General features: G+C 70.9%; 18 protein-coding genes. 6 read left to right on the top strand and 12 right to left on the bottom strand.

Features of this window, described 5'->3' with window-relative positions:
• Window positions 1-100: 100 nt before the first annotated feature.
• The 7 genes from OKJ99_RS14865 to OKJ99_RS14835 form a co-directional block, all read right to left on the bottom strand.
• Complete coding sequence (locus tag OKJ99_RS14865; protein ID WP_326016652.1) at window positions 101-1801, bottom strand: acyl-CoA mutase large subunit family protein; 1701 nt, start codon at window positions 1799-1801, stop codon at window positions 101-103.
• Window positions 1802-1875: 74 nt separating this feature from the next.
• A complete protein-coding gene (locus OKJ99_RS14860) occupies window positions 1876-2946 on the bottom strand; it encodes an acyl-CoA dehydrogenase family protein (protein WP_326016650.1) in 1071 nt (356 codons plus the stop codon).
• A gap of 70 nt (window positions 2947-3016) precedes the next feature.
• Window positions 3017-3562, bottom strand: coding sequence for a TetR/AcrR family transcriptional regulator (locus OKJ99_RS14855; RefSeq protein ID WP_326016649.1), 546 nt, complete (start codon window positions 3560-3562; stop codon window positions 3017-3019).
• A gap of 10 nt (window positions 3563-3572) precedes the next feature.
• On the bottom strand, window positions 3573-4154 hold the full coding sequence (locus OKJ99_RS14850) for a sugar O-acetyltransferase (RefSeq protein ID WP_326016648.1): 582 nt from the start codon (window positions 4152-4154) through the stop codon (window positions 3573-3575).
• A gap of 101 nt (window positions 4155-4255) precedes the next feature.
• Window positions 4256-4594: a DUF3817 domain-containing protein gene (locus OKJ99_RS14845; RefSeq protein ID WP_326016646.1), complete on the bottom strand. Its 339-nt coding sequence runs from the start codon at window positions 4592-4594 to the stop codon at window positions 4256-4258.
• 58 nt (window positions 4595-4652) lie between these two features.
• Window positions 4653-5162 (bottom strand): MarR family winged helix-turn-helix transcriptional regulator, encoded by a 510-nt coding sequence (locus OKJ99_RS14840; protein WP_326016645.1) that lies wholly within the window; start codon window positions 5160-5162, stop codon window positions 4653-4655.
• A gap of 21 nt (window positions 5163-5183) precedes the next feature.
• The gene (locus tag OKJ99_RS14835; protein WP_326016644.1) at window positions 5184-6443 is read right to left on the bottom strand and encodes an MFS transporter; all 1260 of its coding nucleotides are present in this window, start codon (window positions 6441-6443) and stop codon (window positions 5184-5186) included.
• Between the two features lie 77 nt (window positions 6444-6520).
• Between OKJ99_RS14835 and OKJ99_RS14830 the strand changes: the two genes are divergently transcribed.
• Together OKJ99_RS14830 and OKJ99_RS14825 are read left to right on the top strand one after the other, a co-directional pair.
• A complete protein-coding gene (locus OKJ99_RS14830) occupies window positions 6521-7513 on the top strand; it encodes a DUF5937 family protein (protein ID WP_326016642.1) in 993 nt (330 codons plus the stop codon).
• Between the two features lie 109 nt (window positions 7514-7622).
• Window positions 7623-8699, top strand: coding sequence for a glycoside hydrolase family 6 protein (locus OKJ99_RS14825; RefSeq protein WP_326016640.1), 1077 nt, complete (start codon window positions 7623-7625; stop codon window positions 8697-8699).
• A gap of 79 nt (window positions 8700-8778) precedes the next feature.
• Here the strand turns inward: OKJ99_RS14825 and glxA are convergent, their stop codons facing one another.
• The 4 genes from glxA to OKJ99_RS14805 form a co-directional block, all read right to left on the bottom strand.
• Window positions 8779-10734 (bottom strand): radical copper oxidase GlxA, encoded by a 1956-nt coding sequence (gene glxA / locus OKJ99_RS14820; protein WP_326016639.1) that lies wholly within the window; start codon window positions 10732-10734, stop codon window positions 8779-8781.
• A 3-nt stretch (window positions 10735-10737) separates the two neighbouring features.
• Entirely contained in the window at window positions 10738-12507 is a 1770-nt protein-coding gene (locus OKJ99_RS14815; protein WP_326016638.1) for a glycosyltransferase family 2 protein, read from the bottom strand.
• 115 nt (window positions 12508-12622) lie between these two features.
• Complete coding sequence (locus OKJ99_RS14810) at window positions 12623-12919, bottom strand: MTH1187 family thiamine-binding protein (protein WP_326016637.1); 297 nt, start codon at window positions 12917-12919, stop codon at window positions 12623-12625.
• Complete coding sequence (locus tag OKJ99_RS14805; protein WP_326016635.1) at window positions 12916-13260, bottom strand: DUF3817 domain-containing protein; 345 nt, start codon at window positions 13258-13260, stop codon at window positions 12916-12918. Before OKJ99_RS14805 ends, OKJ99_RS14810 begins: the two co-directional genes overlap by 4 nt.
• Window positions 13261-13389: 129 nt before the next feature.
• Here OKJ99_RS14805 and OKJ99_RS14800 point away from each other — a divergent pair, with 129 nt between their 5' ends.
• The 4 genes from OKJ99_RS14800 (at window position 13390) to OKJ99_RS14785 (ending at window position 16068) form a co-directional block, all read left to right on the top strand.
• A complete protein-coding gene (locus tag OKJ99_RS14800; RefSeq protein WP_326016633.1) occupies window positions 13390-14028 on the top strand; it encodes an AIM24 family protein in 639 nt (212 codons plus the stop codon).
• Window positions 14029-14033: 5 nt separating this feature from the next.
• Entirely contained in the window at window positions 14034-14687 is a 654-nt protein-coding gene (locus tag OKJ99_RS14795) for an AIM24 family protein (protein WP_326016632.1), read from the top strand.
• Entirely contained in the window at window positions 14684-15457 is a 774-nt protein-coding gene (locus OKJ99_RS14790) for an AIM24 family protein (protein WP_326016631.1), read from the top strand. Before OKJ99_RS14795 ends, OKJ99_RS14790 begins: the two co-directional genes overlap by 4 nt.
• Before the next feature lie 134 nt (window positions 15458-15591).
• The gene (locus OKJ99_RS14785; protein ID WP_326016630.1) at window positions 15592-16068 is read left to right on the top strand and encodes a MarR family winged helix-turn-helix transcriptional regulator; all 477 of its coding nucleotides are present in this window, start codon (window positions 15592-15594) and stop codon (window positions 16066-16068) included.
• A gap of 4 nt (window positions 16069-16072) precedes the next feature.
• Here the strand turns inward: OKJ99_RS14785 and OKJ99_RS14780 are convergent, their stop codons facing one another.
• Window positions 16073-17482, bottom strand: a complete 1410-nt coding sequence (locus tag OKJ99_RS14780) for a sensor histidine kinase (RefSeq protein ID WP_326016684.1) — start codon at window positions 17480-17482, stop codon at window positions 16073-16075.

The following is a 17482-nucleotide window of genomic DNA, read 5'->3' as shown; positions in this document are numbered from 1 at the left end:
ACGCTCCCGCCTTGGGCAATCTGCCGCCTTGGGCGGCAGGGTGGGCAAGGCGGCGCCCCGGTGCCGCGCAACAGCACACGGGGCCCGGCCACGGCGGATCTCAGAAGCCCGGCGGCTCCGTGTAGACGCCCCACTCCTCGCGGAGCACCCCGCAGATCTCGCCGAGCGTCGCCTCCGCCCGTACCGCGTCGAGCATCGGGGCGATCATGTTCGAACCGTCCCGCGCCGCCCCCACCATCCGGTCGAGGGCCACCCGCACCGCCGCGTCGTCCCGCCCCGACTTCCGGCCGTCGAGCGCCCGCACCTGCTCCCGCTCGACCTCGTGGCTGACCCGCAGGATCTCCAGGTCGCCGGTGACGGAACCCTCCGCCACGTTGACGCCGACGACCCTCTTGTCGCCCTTCTCCAGGGACCGCTGGTACTGGAACGCCGACTCCGCGATCTCGCCGGTGAACCAGCCGTCCTCGATCCCGCGCAGGATCCCGGACGTGATCGGCCCGATCGGGTGCTGCCCGTCCGGGTGCGCCCGAAGGCCGCGCTCCCTGATCTGCTCGAAGATCTTCTCGGCGTCCGCCTCGATCCGGTCCGTGAGCTGCTCCACGTACCAGGAACCGCCCAGCGGGTCCGCGACGTTGCCGACGCCGGTCTCCTCCATCAGTACCTGCTGCGTGCGCAGCGCGATCTCGGCGGCCTGTTCGCTCGGCAGCGCGAGGGTCTCGTCGAGGGCGTTCGTGTGGAGGGAGTTGGTGCCGCCCAACACCGCGGCGAGCGCCTCGACCGCCGTCCTCACCACGTTGTTGTAGGGCTGCTGCGCCGTCAGCGAGACGCCCGCGGTCTGCGTGTGGAAGCGCAGCCACTGCGCCTTCTCGCTCTTCGCCCCGTACACGTCGCGCATCCAGCGGGCCCAGATGCGGCGGGCGGCGCGGAACTTGGCGATCTCCTCGAAGAAGTCCACGTGCGCGTCGAAGAAGAAGGAGAGACCGGGGGCGAAGACGTCCACGTCCAGGCCGCGGCTCAACCCCAGCTCCACGTAACCGAACCCGTCGGCGAGGGTGTACGCCAGCTCCTGCGCGGCCGTCGAGCCCGCCTCACGGATGTGATAGCCGGAGACCGAGAGCGGCTTGTACGCCGGGATGGCGGTCGCGCAGTGCTCCATCAGGTCGCCGATCAGGCGCAGATGCGGCTCGGGCTGGAAGAGCCACTCCTTCTGCGCGATGTACTCCTTGAAGATGTCGGTCTGGAGCGTGCCGTTGAGGACGGCCGGGTCGACGCCCTGGCGTTCCGCCGCCACCAGGTACATACAGAAGACCGGTACGGCCGGGCCGCTGATCGTCATCGACGTCGTGACGTCGCCCAGCGGGATGTCCTTGAACAGGACCTCCATGTCGGCCGCCGAGTCGATCGCGACACCGCAGTGCCCGACCTCGCCGAGCGAGCGCGGGTCGTCGGAGTCGCGCCCCATCAGCGTGGGCATGTCGAAGGCGACCGAGAGCCCGCCGCCGCCGTTGCGGAGGATCATCTTGTAGCGCTCGTTGGTCTGCTCGGCGTTGCCGAACCCCGCGAACTGGCGGATCGTCCACGTGCGCCCCCGGTACCCGGTCGGGTACAGGCCGCGGGTGAACGGGTACTCGCCCGGCCACCCGATCCGCTCGAAGCCCTCGTACGCGTCACCGGGCCGCGGCCCGTAGACGGGGTCGACCGGGTCCCCGGAGAGTGTGGTGAAGTCCGCGTCACGCTTGCGGGCCTTGTCGTAGCGGGCCTGCCAGCGTCGGCGGCCTTCCTCGATCGCGTCAGCGTCCATGCTTCAAATTTACTTGGACGTCCTACTAAATGTCGATGGCCCACGGCGGTGGATCGCCGTGAACCCCGCCGCGTTCAGGCCCGCAGCGCGCCCAGATGCGCCGCGCGCACCTCGGCCGTCTGCCCCTGCACCACCAGGAACAGGCCCTCACGCGCGAGCCGCTGAGCCGGCGCCGACAGGGCGAAGGCCCGCCCGCCCCCGGCCACGATCGCGGCCGTCGTCGCCGCCCGCATCAGGTCGTACGCGCGCGTCTTCACCGCGAGCCGGTCCCCGAGCCGCTCCCCCGCCGGAACCTCGTCGACCAGCGCGTACGCATCCCGGCGCGCGACGTCGAGGCGTTCGCGCAGCACGTCCGCCGTCTCCTTGGCCTCGGCGTCGCCCGCCGCGTCGAGCAGGTCGAGGGCGGCGCGCGCGACACCGAAGACGGCCGGGTTGGTGTTGGTGTTCTTCGGCCGGTCCTCGCGCGCCCACTCCTCGTACGGCTGCCGTACGACGATGTCCTCCTCGGCCACCGTGAACCCGTCGAGGCGCAGGCCGACCGTCCGCGTGCCGGTGAGCGCGGCCAGTTGGAGCGGCTCGGTGGGGGTGAGGCCGGGCTGCTCGCGCGGCCGGGCCACCGCGAAGACGACCTCGCCGTCCTCGGTCGCGCCGCCGAGCAGGAACACGTCGTTGCGGCCCCAGCCCGTGTACCAGGGCACCCGTCCGTCGAAGCGCGCCCCGCCGCCCGCGAGCGGCGTCGCCCGCACCGGCAGCCCGGGGAACGCCCGCAGGTGCGAGAAGGCGATGCCCGCGAGTGCGGTGCCCTCGGCCAGCGGGCGCAGCCACCGCTCCCTGGCCTCCGCGCCGCCCGTGGCGAGAGTGCGTACCGGCGTGTGGTGCTGGGCCTGCACGAAGAAGGTCGAGCAGCACGCGCCCGCCAGGATCTCGGCGACCTCCCGCCCCACGGCGGCCGAAGCCCCCGAACCCCCGTACTCCACGGGCACGTTCACCCCGAGCACACCCGAGGCCTTGACCGCGGCGATCGCCTCCGGGGTGACCCCCGTGCGGTCGTGGGCCTCGGCGGCGGGTGCGAGGACGTCCGTGGCGAGGCGCCGGGCGGCGGCCACCAGCGGGTGGTCATCGAGGCGGGGTGCGGTGGCGGTCATGCGGGTGCTCTCCTCCGGGCCGTGCGTGCCTGTGGGGACACGGTGTCAGGTCCGCGCCCCCACAGGCGGTCTACATGACCGTGAGGCGCCGCACGGCCTCACCGGTCAGTTCGCGGGTGTAGGAGTCGGCCTCGCCCAGGGCCCGGTGCAGGGCGAGACCCTCGATGAGGGCGTCGAGCCGGCGCGTCGTGTCCGGGTCGAAGTGCCGCTCCAGGAGCTGCCTGCTGCGCGCCATCCAGGCCCGCGTCAGCTCCCGGTACTCCGGGCGGCGGGCGGCGAGGGTGTACAGCTCCTGCGTGAGGACCAGGTCGCGCCGGGGACCGTCGGAGAGCACGTGGATCAGCTCGGTGACGGCCTCCCGCGCCTCGTCCGGCGTGCCGACGCCCGCCAGGTGCCGCTCGAAGACGGCCACGATGTGGTCGGCGAACCCCGTGAAGGCCTCGCGCAGCAGGTCGTCGATGCCGGCGAAGTGGTAGGTCATCGAGCCGAGCGGCACCCCGGCGCGCGCGGCGATCTTGCGGTGCGAGACCCCCGCGACACCCTCGTCGGCGATGTGGTCGAGGGTCGCAGCGAGGATGCGCTCGCGGCGGCGCGGGTCCGCCTGCCCTGTGGCCATGCCGCGCGCCTCAGATCTCGCGGACCGGGCGGGCGGGGTTGCCGACCGCGACGACGTTCGCCGGCACGTCCTTGGTGACCACCGCGCCCGCGCCGATCACGCTGTTGTCGCCGATGGTCACGCCGGGGCAGACGATGACGCCGCCGCCGAGCCACACGTTGTCCCCGACGGTGATGGGCAGCGCGGCCTCCAGCTTGTCGCGCCGCGGGCCCGGCTCCACCGGGTGGGTGGGCGTGAGGAGTTGCACACCGGGGCCGATCTGGCAGTCCTCGCCGATGGTGATCCGGGCGACGTCCAGGGCGGTGAGCCGGTAGTTGACGAAGGTGCGGGCGCCGATGGAGATGTTGCTGCCGTAGTCGACGTACAGCGGCGGCCGCAGCTCGACGCCCTCGCCGACGGAGCCGAGCAGGTCGGTCAGCACCTCGCCCGCCTTGCCGGGATCGTCGAGGAAGGCCTCCTCGTACCGGGCGGCGAGCCGCATGGCGCGCTGCTGGCGGGTGGCGATCTCCGGGTCGTCGGCGATGTAGAGGTCACCGGCGAGCATCCGCTCCAGGTTGCTGCGCGGGTCGTCGGCGAAGTGGTCCGTGGGCATGCGGACGAACGTACACCGAGGAGCGTACGTTCGTACACTCCTGGCCACAGAAAACGCGCGCATCCGCTCCGCGGAGGGATACGCGCGTTGCTCTACGAGGACTACGCCTTGGCGAGCTTCGCGGCGCCGCCGGCGACCTTGCCCTCGAGCTCCGCGGAGATCTTGCGCTCCACGAAGAACGCGGCGGTCGGGATGGTGCCCGCGATCAGCACCCACAGCTGCTTGCCGAGCGGCCACTTGGCCTTGGAGCCCAGGTCGAAGGCGAAGACCAGGTAGAGGACGTACAGCCAGCCGTGCGCGATGGCGATGACGCGCGTGAAGTCCGCGGCGCCGTCCATGCCGAACGCGTACTTGGCGATCATGCCGAGGCACAGGAGGACCAGGAGCACACCGGTGACGTAGGCCATGGTGCGGTAGCGGGTCAGCACGCTCTTCTTCATGGGTCGAGGGTAACCGCCCGTTTTGCGCGATCTTCGGGCGGGCCGGGTGGCCCGCGTCTCACTCGTCCTCGAAGTCCTTCGCCGCCACCCGCAGGGGCCTCAGCATCGCGAAGATCTCGCCGCACTCCTCCGCGTCGTAGACGCCGAGGCCGAAGTCCATCGCCATCAGGTCGCGGGTGGCCGCGTCGACCGCCTCGCGGCCCTTCTCCGTGATGGTGGCGAGCGTGCCGCGCCCGTCGTTGGGGTTGGGGCGCTTGTCGACGAGGCCGGACTTCACGAGCCGGTCGACCGTGTTCGTCACGGACGTGGGGTGCACCATGAGCCGCTCGCCGATCTTCGACATGGGCAGCTCGCCCGCCTTGGAGAAGGTGAGCAGGACCAGCGCCTCGTAGCGCGCGAAGGTGAGCCCGTACGGCTTGACGACCGCGTCGACCTCGGCGAGCAGGATCTGGTGCGCGCGCATGATCGAGGTGATCGCGCCCATGGACGGCACGGATCCCCAGCGCTGCTTCCAGAGTTCGTCGGCGCGGGCGATCGGATCGAAGGCGAGAGAGAGGGGCTTCGGCACGCATCCGACCCTACCGGGCGGTCACATGGCGGTCAGCCCCGTCTCGGCCTTTGGGCCCTCGCGGGCTGCTGTCGCCCGTACTTCGAGCGCGAGCGCCGCGCAGCACAGGCCGCCGAGAAGCCCCGCGCCCGCCACCACGGTGGACACGTCGAGGACTTCCGCGGCGGCTCCGGCGAGCGCCGTCCCCACGCCCTGGATCGTCATGAGCCCGGCGCTGTGCAGCGTCATGGCCCGGCCGCGCAGCTCCTCGGGCACCGCGTCCACGAACCAGCGGTCGAGCCCGAGCGTGTACGCGGATCCGGCCCCGGCCAGCAGCAGGATCAGTACCGCCCAGGCGAGGCCGGGCGTGACCGCGTAGCCGATCAGGGGCAGCAGGGTCACCGACGCGAGCGGCAGCGCGATACGGGAGCGGGCGGACGGCGAGAGCAGCGAGCCCGCGGCGAGTTCGCTCACGACGGTGCCGACGGCCATCGAGGACATCAGGAGTCCGACGGCCGCCGCGCCCGCCCCGATCTCGTCCGCGTACGCCGCGGCGAGCGCCTCCGGCGCGATCACGAACATGGGTGGCACCCAGAGCAGGAGCAGCAGGGCGCGGATGCGGCGGTGCGCGAGGACCTGCCGGGCACCGGCCAGTGAGTACCGCAGCAGGGCGCCGCCCTTGTCCCCCGCTCGTTCCCGCGCGGGACGGGCCTTTGTTCCCAGGCGCAGCAGGGTGGCCGAGCAGAGGAAGGTGACGACGGTGACGGTGAGCGCGCCGCGCGGGGACACGAGCGTGAGGAGTACGCCGCCGAGGCCGAAGCCGACGAGGAGCGCGCTCTGCGACACGATGCGCAGCAGCGAGCGGCCGAGCACGAACAGGTCGCCGTCGCCGAGCACGTCGGTGAGCGTGGCCATGCGGGTGCCGTTGAACACCGGGGCCACGAGCGCGATGACGCAGCGCAGCGCGAGCAGCCCGCCGACCGGGGTGGTCGGCAGTGCCATCAGCGCCGCGCACCCGGCGCACACGAGGTCGCAGGCGACGAGCACCCGCCGTGCCGGGAACCGGTCGGCGATCCCGGACAGCAGCGTCCCGCCCACGAGGTACGGCAGGAAGCCGAGCGTGAAGGTGAGCGCGCTGAGCAGCGGCGACCCGGTCAGCCCGTACACGAGCACGCTGAGCGAGATCTCCGCGACGACGACTCCGAGGAGGGAGGTGGCGTGCGCGAGGAACACGGCGCGGAACTCCGCGATGCGGAAGAGCCGTGTGTAGCCGGGGAGTTCGCCGGGCTTGTCGCTGGTCATGGCCGCAGCCTGCCGCCCGCCGCGCGCCGGTCGTACTGTTTCGGCCTGCGGCGAATGTTGCGGGGAGGTGGGGTGGGATGTCGTTGCATCTCCGGTTCGGGCAGGAGGATCTGCTGCGGTGCCGGTTCGCGATCTCGCCGCTCTGGGAGACGCAGGAGGCGATCCGTACGCTCAAGCGGCCGGACCGGCACGGGTATCACCTGCCGTGGCTGCGCCGGATCCGGGACGCCGCGCGAGGGCTCGACCTGGCGCCGGTCTGGCTCCTGATGCCGCGGCGGGGGCACACCCCGGACTTCCTCGGCCCGCCCCCGATCGGCCCCGCAGCCACCTTCGACGAGGAGATCGCCGCGCTGCGGGCGACCGGTCCCGACGAGGCGCTGCGCGGCATCACCCAGTCGTTGGCGTGCACGCCGGGCGCCGCCGACACCCCGCTCGGCCGCTCCCAGCTCGCCGAACCGGGGCGCGCTGTACGGGAGTTGGCGGATCTCCTGGAGCGGGCCTGGCACGTCCTGGTCGAGCCCGAGTGGCCACGGCTGCGGGCGCTGCTCGAAGCGGACGTGGCGCACCACTCGCGGCGCCTCGCCGAGGTCGGCCTCGAAGGGCTGCTCCGGGAGCTGCATCCACGGGTCGGCTGGGAGCCCGGCACCCTCACACTCACCGCCCGTGCGAGCGAGCACAGCCGGGACCTCGACGGCCGGGGTCTGGTGCTGCTGCCCAGCGTCTTCTGCTGGCCGGACGTGGTCAGCGGCTTCGATCCGCCCTGGCAGCCCACCGTCGCGTACCCGGCGCGGGGCGTCGGCGCGCTGTGGTCAGCGCCGGCCGCGCGGGCCCCCGACGCGCTGGCGAACCTGCTCGGCCGGGGCCGCGCCGACGTACTGTGCGCGCTCGCCGAACCCGCCTCGACCAGCGCGCTCGCGCACCGGCTCGACCGCGCGCCGTCGTCGGTGTCCGCGCACCTGGCGGCGCTGCGCGCGGCGGGCCTGCTCTCGTCGCGGCGGCACGGGCACCAGGTCCTGTACGCGCAGACGCCCCTGGGAAGCGCGCTCGTGACGGGCGATCAGGGCGCCTGACGCGGCGCTTAATGCACAGCGAAACGACAACCCTGTGTAACGATTGCCCGGTATTTACGCTTCCGTACGCTTTTGTACGCCCTGTACGCGCTCCGAACCAGGGGGCAGGATGCCCGTCCCACCCGCTCACACGCCCGCCCGCACCCCCACCCGCACCTTCGCGCTCACCGGTGCCGCGATCCTCCTGACCACCTTCGCCATCGGCTGCTCCGACGACGGCAGCGGCAGCGGAGCGGGCAGTGGCGGCGGCGGCCGCGACTCCGCCGCGGAGGTCGCGCAGCGCACCGCGCCGTCCGGCGCCGCCACCGACTCCTCGCCGTTCTGGGTCGACCCCGACTCCGACGCCTCCGACCAGGTCGCGAAGTGGAAGCGGGAGGGCCGCCGCTCCGACGCCGCCCTGATCGAGCGCATCGCCCTGCACCCGCAGGCGATGTGGGCGCCGGGCGACTACCCGCGCCCGCCGATCTCCAAGGCGGCAGCGCAGGCGGGGAAGGCGGGCAAGACGCTGGTCCTGGTCGCGTACAACATCCCGCACCGCGACTGCGGCCTGCACTCGGCGGGCGGGGCGCACAGCGCGGACTTCTACCACCAGTGGATCGACGCGTTCGCCTCCGGCATCGGCAAGGCGAAGGCCGTCGTCGTCCTCGAACCGGACGCGATCGCGCACATCGTCAGCGGCTGTACTCCGAAGCAGCACGAGAACGAGCGGTACACGCTGATGTCGTCGGCGATCGACCGCCTCAAGCGGCAGCCGAACACCAAGGTGTACGTCGACGCCGGGAACCCGGCCTGGATCCCCGACGCGAACAAGCTGGTGGAACCGCTGCGGAAGGCCGGGGTCGGGAAGGCGGACGGGTTCTCCCTGAACGTGGCCAACTTCCAGACGGACAAGGACAGCGCGGCGTACGGCCGCCGGCTGTCCGGGCTGCTCGGCGGCGCACACTTCGTGGTCGACACCAGCCGCAACGGCGCGGGCCCCTACGGGGACGGCCAGGACGACGCGTGGTGCAACCCACCGGGCCGCGCGCTCGGCTCCGCCCCGACCACGAGGACGGGCGACGCCCTGATCGACGCGAAGCTGTGGGTGAAGCGGCCCGGCGAGTCGGACGGGGCGTGCCGGGGCGGGCCGGCCGCGGGGACCTGGTGGGCGGATTACGCGTTGGGCTTGGCCCGCAACAAACCCTGAGCCCCGCCGGGGGCGAGGTCGCGGGGCTCCGCCCCGGACCCCGCGCCTCAAACGCCGGCGGGGCTGGAAACACGTACTCCTACGTCACCTGGATCCACTTCGCCTCGGACGAGACACCATCCGCGTCGGACACGAACACCATGTACCACCCCGGAGGGACCAGCGTCTTGTCCTTCGGGACGCCCACCGTCACCGCGCCCTTGGACTTCTGGACGTCGAGGGCGATCGAGCGCTGTTCCACGTCCGTCGTGTGGGTCACGGCGGACGGCCGCATGAGGCGGGCCTTGACGATGCTGTCGGCCTGCTTCGTGCGGAACGTGGCCCGGCCGCTCGCCGGGAGGGTCTCGGGGCCCGCGCCGAGGGCGGGCCGCCGGTCGCCGCCGCGGTGCAGGGCGGGCGGCGTGTAGATCTCCATGCGCTGCTCGAAGTGGCCGAGCTTGGTGTTCTGCTGGTTGTCGTAGAGCGGGTCGGAGCCGAAGCTGGCGATCCGGCCGTCGGGCAGCAGCAGCGCCTCGGAGTGGTAGTTGCGGCCGACCTTGGGGGCGGCGGCCTCCTGGAAGGCGTTCTGCTCGGGGTCGTAGAACTGCGCCTGGTGGATGTTGCTGGCGCTGCGGCCTCGGTAGTCCTTGGAGCCGTTCGTCGTGAAGACGGAGTCGTCCGGCATGATGACGGAGTTCAAATAGCGGGTGCCCTGCGGGAGTTGGGGGCCGGTCTTGAAGGCGGGGCTCTCCTCCTTCAGGTCCACGACCGCCGTACGGGACGTCGCCTTCTTGGACTCGCCGACACCACCGCCGCCGAGGATCATGAACCGCTGGTCCTGCGCGGGCGGCAGCAGCAGCGAGGACGAGGTCTCCGTCTGGTCCGTGTCGGTGAGGCCGGGGACCTTCTCGAACTCATTGGTCTTCAGGTCCCACAGGCCCGGGACGCGTCCCTTGGTGGCGGGGCCGTAACCGGCGTTCGAGGCCGGGTAGAAGAGCTTGCCGCCCTGGGTGAGGAAGAGGGCCGGGTAGGTCGGGAAGTAGCGCTTCGGGCCCATCGACCACTTCTTGGTCTTCGGGTCGTAGATCTCGTTGTCGCCGGGGTCGATCATGCCGACGTCGTCGAGCCCGGAGACCGCGAGCACCTTGCCGTCCTCCAGGCCGACCAGCGTGGGGTACCAGCGAGCCTTCGCCATCGGGTCGACCGGAAGGTACCGCTCGGCGACGGGATCGAACTCGTACGCCTCCTTGATCCCCTGGAAGTCCTGCTTCTCCATGGTGATCTTCTCGGAGAGGCCGTACGTGTTGTCGGCGTCCTTGCCCCGCAGGCCCTCGATCTCGTACTGGGCGTTGTCGTCGGTGACGTACCGCTTGCCCTGCTCGGCGGCCTCGACGAAGACGCGGGTCTCGCTCGCCTTGATCCTGGTCTTCCACGGCTGCATGACACCGGCGGCGTTGCGCTTCTTGCCGAAGGCGCGCTTCGCCTTGGGTACGGTGACGTCGAACTTCGAGACGTACTCGGTGCCGGAAGGGGAGCGGAACTTGGTCCCCTTCTTCAGGTGCACCGCCTTGTCGGGGCTCTCGTTCTTGACGCGCATGCCGCCGCCGGCCCTCTCGACCTCGCCGTCGAGCCGCTCGTAGCGGGCGGTGCCGCCCGCCACCAGGAGCCGTCCGCCGGGGAGTTGGGCGTGGCCACCGCAGAAGAAGTCGGCGGGCGTGGGGACCTTCTTGAAGGTGTTCGCCTTCGGGTCCCACAGGACGGTGTCGAAGGTGCCCGCGTCGAACTTCTTCTGCTCGTTGCCCGAGCCCGCCACGATGAGGACCTTGCCGGTGTGCAGGAGCGCGGCGTGGATGGCGTTGGTGCGGTACTCCTCGGGGATGTCGATCTGCGACCAGGAGCCGTACTTGGCCTTGTAGCCGGGCTGGGCGATCTTCCAGTCCTCGTACCGCTCGGAGGCGAAGGTCCAGGCGGCCGGGGCGTTCAGGCCGGCGAGGAGGGCGATGCCGCCCGCTCCGAAGACGGTCTTCTTCATCCGGCGTGAAGGTCTGTAGGCCATGCGTCAGTTCCCTCCTGTGGTCGACGTGCTGGGGGTCGCCTGCTGCACGGCGCGGACCGGTTCGACCGCCGTCCTCATGGCGGTCGCGGCGGCCGCGGCCTCGCGGCGCCTCGCGGCGAACCACACGACGGGCGGCGCGAGCGCGATGCACAGGGCGAGGACCGCCCAGGTGCGCATGGCCACGTGGGTGTGGTCGAGGACGACGGACGCCACGAGCGACGTCGCGAGCACGCCCGCCCAGCACAGGTGGATGCGGAAGGTCAGTGGCCGGTCGGCGCTGGCGTCGCCGCCCTTGGGGGTGACGACGAAGCGGCTGGGGCGGCCGAGGAAGGCCGCGCCGAGCGACTTGAGGTAGATGGGCGCGGAGATCGCCGACATCGCCATGCCGGCGAGGCCGCCCGAGCCCTCGGGTTCGTGCGGCGAGACGTTGTGCCGCCGGTTCCAGAGGTAGAGGCCGATCTGGAGGGCGGCCGCGTCGCTGTAGAGCATGAGCCACACGGACGCGGACACCTGTGTGCCGGAGGCGCCGGTCCACAGGAACAGCACGCAACTCAGCACGCCGAGCAGCCAGTTGACGGCCGTCATCGGGTAGTAGACGAGCATCATCGAGTACGAGAAGAGGCGGCCGGGCGGCATCGAGGCCGGCGCCTTCCAGTACTGCCGGAACAGCGTCTCGTACGTGCCGCGCGACCATCGGGTCTGCTGGGTGAAGAAGTCCGTCCAGGAGGCGGGGCCCTCGCCGACCGCGAGTACGTCGGGTGTGTAGACGGAGCGCCAGCGCTCGTGGGTGTCCGGGTTGCGGTGGCGGTGGATCTCGAAGCCGGTCGCCATGTCCTCGGTGATCGAGTCGACGAGTCCGCCGATCTGCTTCAGGGCGGAGATCCGTACGACGTTGTTGGTGCCGACGAACATGGGGGCGCGGTAGCGGTTCCCCGCGCGCTGGATCAGCGCGTGGAAGAGGAACTGCTGGGACTCGGCGGCCTTGGTGACCGGGGAGTCGTAATTGCCGTAGACCTGCGGTCCGACGACGAACGCGACGTCCGGGTCGCGGAAGTAGCCGAGCATCCGCTCCAGGAACTCGGTGTGCGGCACGTGGTCGGTGTCGACGGAGGCGAAGAAGTCGTAGTCCGCGCCGTGCGCGGCGAGCCAGGCGTTGTAATTGCCGTGCTTGGTACGGGTCTTGTGGGCGCCCTTCTTCTGGTTCCACTCCGGGACGCCCCTGCGGGTGAAGTGGCGGACACCGAGCCGGTCGCAGAGCTCCTTGGCGTCGGGGTCGTCCCCCTCGTCCAGGAGCCAGATGTCCAGCGGCCCTTCGTGCGTGATGCGCACGGCGCCCTCAAGGGTGGCCCGCACCATCTGGAGGGGTTCCTTGCCGGGCACGTAGGTGGTGAGGAACGCGACGCGGGTGCCGGGCTCTGCGCGCACCGGGACCGGGTCCCTCGCGACCATCGTCGCGTGGGCGATGGATATGACGTTGACGAGCATGAACAGCTCGATGAGCCCGATCGCGACGAGCATCACGATGTCGAGCGAGACCAACCAGCGCTCGCCGCCCTCGCGTTCCACCCAGTGGGTGGGCCACACCAGGTACACGAGGAGCGCCCCGGTGAGCAGCGGGGCGAGCGTCATCAGTAGGACGGCTCGTATTCGGTGCGGCTCGTTCGCCAGGAGCGAGGTGTACTGCACCCGGTAGCCGCCGTCGCCGGGCGGCTCGGTGAGCGGCCCGGCGAGCCTGCTGTAGGTGTCGTAGTCGTAGCCCTCGTCAGGCCGCACAGCGCCCTCCAGGATCTGGTGTTCGACCGTCTCGGTACCCCAACAAAAGGGGACTTTCCCGGGCGTGTCGACCAGAGGAGGGCGTAAGAGTGAGGTAATGGGAGGGCTACGCCAGTCAGCCGCCGGAGAGTTGCCGCTCCACGGTTTCAACCTTCGAGGTCAGGCCGTCCGTCACACCCGGGCGGATGTCCGCCTTCATGACGACCGAGACGCGCGGCGCACGCTCCTCGACCACCGCGACGGCGCGCTTGACCACTGCCATCACCTCGTCCCACTCACCTTCAATGGAGGTGAACATCGCGTCGGTGCGGTTCGGGAGGCCGGATTCGCGGACCACGCGGACCGCTTCGGCGACGTACTCCCCCACGTCCTCGCCGACCCCGAGCGGGGTCACGGAGAAGGCGACGATCATGCGCTCACGACACCTTCCTGGCGGGCGCGGCCCGCGATGACCGCGGCCTCGCCCTCGCGCTTGAGCTTGCGCTCGGCGAAGAAGCCGCCGGTCGGCAGGACCGAGAGGACGAAGTAGAGCGCGGCGGTGCCGAAGCTCCACTTCGTGCGGTTCCAGGCGTCGAGCCAGAAGATCACGTACAGGACGAAGAGGACGCCGTGGATCATGCCCATCGCGGGCACCGCGTTGAAGTCCGTCGTCCGCTTCAGGACCGAGCAGATCAGCAGCAGGAGGAAGGAGACGGCCTCCGGGGCGGAGACCAGGCGGAGGCGTCGGAGGGCGGAGGCGGTCTTGAGGTCCACGGTGCACCTTCGGCTAAGCGGGCGGACGGTCGTTGATCTTGTGAATGTACGCACAAGCGTTTTCCCATTGTGGCATCGCGCCGATGGGGGCCTGTCGGCGGGCTCTCCTTGGCGGCTACCTTCGACCTCGTGGCTACGTTCCGACTGCAGGGCAGCAAGGTGCTGGCCGTCGACATGACAGGCGACAGCGTGAAGGCGAAGAACGGCTCGATGGTCGCCTACGACGGCCGGATGGCGTTCAAGAAGCTGAGCGGGGGTGGCGAGGGGGTCAGAGGGATGGTGACCCGTCGCATCACCGGTGAACAGATGACCGTGATGGAGGTCAAAGGGGAGGGCACCTGCTGGTTCGCGGACCGGGCGAGCGAGATCAACCTCGTCGGGCTGCGGGGCGACAAGCTCTACGTCGAGTCGAGCAACCTGCTCTGCACGGACGCCGGCCTGCGCACCGGCACGTCCTTCACCGGCGTGCGCGGCGCCTCCCAGGGCAACGGCCTGTTCACGACGACCGTCGAGGGCCACGGGCAGGCGGCGATCATGAGCGAGGGCCCGGCCGTCGTCCTGCGCGTCGGCCACGACTACCCGCTGACCGTCGACCCCGGCGCGTACATCGCGCACCAGGGCAACCTGCGGCAGTCGTTCCAGTCGGGGGTGACCTTCCGTACGTTCCTGGGGGAAGGCGGCGGCGAGGCCTTCCAGATCCTCTTCGAGGGCGACGGGCTCGTCTACGTACAGCCCAGTGAGCGCAACACGATCGCGGGGGATGTGTGACCGCCATGGCAGCCTTCCGTGAGATCAACTCGAAGATGGTCGAGGCGACCGTCGTGCCGGGGCAGCGGCTCTACAGCCAGCGCGGCGCGATGCTCGCGTACCAGGGCGACGTCTCCTTCACCCCCAACGTCCAGGGCGGGCAGGGCGGGGTGATGTCGATGATCGGGCGCCGGGTCGCGAACGAGTCGACACCGCTGATGACCGTCGAGGGCAGCGGCACCGTGCTGTTCGGGCACGGCGGGCACCACGTGCAGGTGATCACGCTGTCCGGCGACACCCTGTACGTGGAGGCGGACCGCCTGCTCGCCTTCGACGGGGCGCTGCGGCAGGGGACGATGTTCATGGGCTCGCAGGGCGGGGTGATGGGCATGGTGCGCGGCCAGGTGACCGGGCAGGGCCTGTTCACCACCACGTTGCAGGGGCACGGCCCGGTGGCGGTGATGGCACACGGCGGGGTCATCGAGGTTCCGATCTCGCCCGGCCGGTCCGTGCACGTCGACCCACAGGCGTATGTGGCGCACCACGGCGACGTACGCAACAAGCTGTCCACGGCGCTCGGCTGGCGGGACATGGTGGGGCGCGGCAGCGGCGAGGCGTTCCAGCTGGAGCTGAGCGGGAGCGGTGCGGTGTACGTACAGGCGTCGGAGGAGAAGCTGTGACCGGCCCGATCGTGTACGACCCGGCGACCCTGCCGGTCGACGACAACGTCAACGCGTACACCTTCTGCGTGGAGCTGCGGGGCAGCCAGTGGTTCCTGCAGAAGGGGAAGATGATCGCCCACTACGGGCGGATCGACTTCAACGGCATCGGGCACGGCCGGCTCGACCGGCTCGTGCGCACCTCGTTCCACTCGCCGCTGCACGCGAGCGACTGGGTGGTCGCGGAGGGCAGCGGCAAGATGCTGCTCGCGGACCGGGCCTTCGATGTGAACTCGTACGACCTGGACAACGGGAACCTGACCGTCCGCGCGGGGAATCTGCTCGCTTTTCAGCCAACTCTCGCGCTGAAGCAGTCGATCGTTCCCGGTTTCCTCACACTCATTGGCACCGGCAAATTCGTTGCGGCATCAAACGGTCCGGTCGTGTTCATGGAGCCGCCGATCCGGGTCGATCCGCAGGCGCTCGTCGGCTGGGCCGACTGCCCCTCGCCGTGCCATCACTACGACCACGGATACCTGACGGGCGTGATCGGCGGTCTACGTGCGATGACGGGCGTCGGCGGGGTCTCAGGCGAGGAGCATCAGTTCGAGTTCGTGGGCGCGGGGACGGTGCTGCTGCAATCCAGCGAGTCGTTGATGCCGGAACAGCCGGTGGGTGACGTACCTCACCAGGGAGGAGTTCCCGGTGGACCGGGGGCGTCCGCGGGTCAACCTGGGGCACCGCGCCTTCCCGGACAGCTCGGCGACCTCCAGCGTCGCTTCGGGCTGTGAGCGGTAGTCTGCGGAGTGTGACCTCGAACGCGTGACCCCATTACGTCCTGGTCCGCACCCTCCGGGTGCACGGGGTGCGCAGCGTCACCCCCCACATTCGTTCACCTTTCAACTTCTTAGGTAGAATCGATTCCATGGAGACCGAGACGGCCATGCCGTGGCTGACCGACGAGGAGCAGTGCGCCTGGCGCACCCACCTGGAGGTCAACAGACTGCTCAATTACCAGCTGGAGAAGGATCTCCAGCCCTTCGGCCTGACGATGAACGACTACGAGATTCTCGTGAACCTCTCCGAGGCCGAGGATCTCCGGATGCGGATGAGCGACCTCGCGGCCGCGACCTTGCAGTCGAAGAGCCGACTCTCGCATCAGATCACGCGCATGGAGAACGCGGGCCTGGTCCGTCGCGAGAACTGCGAGTCGGACCGCCGGGGCCTCTACACCGTGCTCACCGACTACGGCATGGAGACCATGCGGAAGGTCGCCCCGCACCATGTGGCATCCGTCCGCAGGCACTTCGTGGACCTCGTCTCCCCGCAGGAGCTGGGCAGCTTGCGCCAGGCCCTCTCCCCCATCGCGGAACACCTGCGTTCGCAACGCGGCAAACCGTAATCCGCTAACCGGCGGGCAGTGCGAGCTCGAAGAGCGCCCCGCCTTCCGGCGCGGAACACACCGTGAGCGAGCCACCGTGCCGCTCCGCCACGTCCCGGGCGATGGCGAGGCCGAGACCGGCCCCGCCGCCGTCCCGGGTGCGCGCGTCGTCGAGCCGTACGAACCGCTCGAAGATCCGCTCCCGCTCGCCCTCCGGCACCCCCTGCCCGTCGTCGGCGACCCTCAGCACCACCCGGCCGTCCTCCGCACGCACCGCCACCCGAACCCCGGCGCGGGCGTGCCGCTGCGCGTTGTCCACGAGGTTGCCGAGGACCCGGGCCAACTGCCCGCGGGAGCCGCTGACCTGGGGCACCGCGCTTACGTCCACGGTGACGGGCACGCGGTCGCCGGTGCGCTGGGACAACTCCTCGCGCACCAGGGCGGCGAGGTCGACGCCGGCACCGCCGGGCTTCTCCCCCGCGTCGAGCCGGGCAAGCAGCAGCAGATCCGCGGCCAGCTCCTGCAACCGCACCGTGTCCTCGACGGCGCCGTCCACATCGAGCAACTCCGGGTGGGCCGCGCCGACTTCGAGCTGGGTGCGCAGCGAGGCGATCGGGCTGCGCAGTTCGTGCGAGGCGTCGGCGACGAAGCGGCGCTGGCGCTCCACCGAGGCCTCCAGCGCGGCGAGTGTCTCGTTCGTGGTGCCGGCGAGCCGGGCCACCTCGTCGTGGGTGTCCGGTTCCGGCACCCGCCTTCCCAGGTCCTGCGACGCCGTGATCGCGGCCATCTCGGCGCGGATGCCCTCCACGGGCCGCAGCGCGCGCCGCGTCACCAGGTACGTCACCCCGCCCACGATGACCAGCAGCACGGGGAAGCCGATCAGCATGGAGGTCAACGCCGTATTGACCGCGCTCTGTTCGGCCTCCAGCGAGCCACCCGCGTGGACGGTCAGATCGCCGTACGCGGTGTCCTCGACCTCGACCTCGGCGAACCGGTAGTCGCCGCTGTCGCCGTCGATGGTGGCGCTGCCGTCGGTGTAGTCGGTGTGGCCGGAGACGCTGCCGTTCTGCCTGCTGTCGTCGCCCCCGTCGTCGTCGCCGTCGTCATCGGGGCGCGCCGCGCCGGGCTTCACCTCGCTGACGCCGGTGCCGGAGATCTTCTCCAGGTCCTCGGACGTGGCCAGCACCCTGTTGTCCTCGTCGAGGACCTGGACCGGGTCCTCGTCGTCCAGGTCGAGCGCGTCGGGCGCGGTGCCGGTGGCCAGGGAGGTGGCGACGCGGCGGGCGGTGGAGTCGGCGGCGCCGCCCGCCTGGTCGGTGAGGTTGTCGCGCAGCGAGAGCAGCACGGTGGCGCCGGCCGCGACCAGGGCGACCGCGACGACGAGGGTGGCGGCGAGGGCGGCGCGCGCCCGCACGGAGCTGAAGGGCCTGCGCAG

Source organism: Streptomyces endophyticus (assembly GCF_035798155.1).
GTDB lineage: Bacteria > Actinomycetota > Actinomycetes > Streptomycetales > Streptomycetaceae > Streptomyces > Streptomyces endophyticus.
The sequence above is the reverse complement of the archived record's forward strand: the minus strand, read 5'-3'. Positions and strand labels throughout refer to the sequence as shown.